We start from the raw sequence: 992 nt of genomic DNA, 5'->3' as shown, positions 1-992 counted from the left end.
TCAACCGTGAAGGCACCCTCATAGCCCTTCACTGTCGAATCGCCCTGGATCCCGTCCACCTTCAACAGGTAGGTTAGATTTTTCGTCGACAGGACGTTAATGCTCACAATTCCGGAACTGCTCTGGGGATCGCTGCGGCCGTCAGTTGTTCCGTCATCGGTGACCGTATAATTGAATGAGGCGTCTCCGACATAGTCTTTGTCGGGCGTAAAAATAACCTGGCCGCCGACCAGCGAAACCCGACCATGGGTGTCTGGCTTTGCGGAAACTGACGTCAATTTCAAGTGCTGGCCGGCTTCATTTGGGGGCCCAGGAACATCATTGGCGATCAGATCGGACGCGGCGAAGACGAGCTTGCTGTTTTCGGTTGTCGTTTTGACATCCGCGTTAGCTATTGGCGCGTCGTTGACCTCGCGAACGTTCAGCTTGAATGTCGCGACATTCGACGTCAGATCTCCATCGCTGCTTTGGAACGTAAAGGAATCAGTCCCATTGAAATCTGCAGTCGGCGTGAAGACAAACGAACCATCTTGATGGAAATCGATCGTTCCGTGTTGAGGACCGGATACAAGGCTGTACGTAATCGGGCCGGGAAGTTGATCAGGATCAGTCGCGCTAGCGTGCCCGGAAATGGAATTGTCTTCGTTACCTGTGGCACTCCCGTCCAGCGCAACTGGCGCTTGATTGAGATCGAACACGTGGATCGCCTCGGCGCCATATTCGAGATCGAGCGTGGTGATGCCGCTGTCATTGACGCCCAACGTCTTGGCTGCAGCCAGGCCAAAGCTGTAGTCGACCGCAAGATGGCTGGTATCGCCGCTCTCGTGGTAGCCGAGGACATCAACCTCCTTGAACGCCGTACCAGAGGCGAGCATCTGGAACAGCTTCGGATTCAGCCCGAGCTGCGAGAAGCTCAGATGCAAGGGATTGAAGGTGACCTTGCCCGCTCCCGCGCCACTCGACTGGCTGCCGATGTTGAGCGTCTGGTCGTC

Annotated in this window: 1 protein-coding gene; it reads right to left on the bottom strand. The window is 55.7% G+C overall.

Translation table 11 applies throughout. The annotated features are described in order from the left end of the window. Positions 1-992 (bottom strand): Ig-like domain-containing protein (locus IF809_RS38590; RefSeq protein WP_462840083.1); only part of this gene is annotated, 992 nt, incomplete at both ends.

Source organism: Bradyrhizobium sp. UFLA06-24, assembly GCF_054967145.1.
Note: the sequence above shows the minus strand (reverse complement) of the source record. Positions and strands in the feature narration are given on the sequence as shown.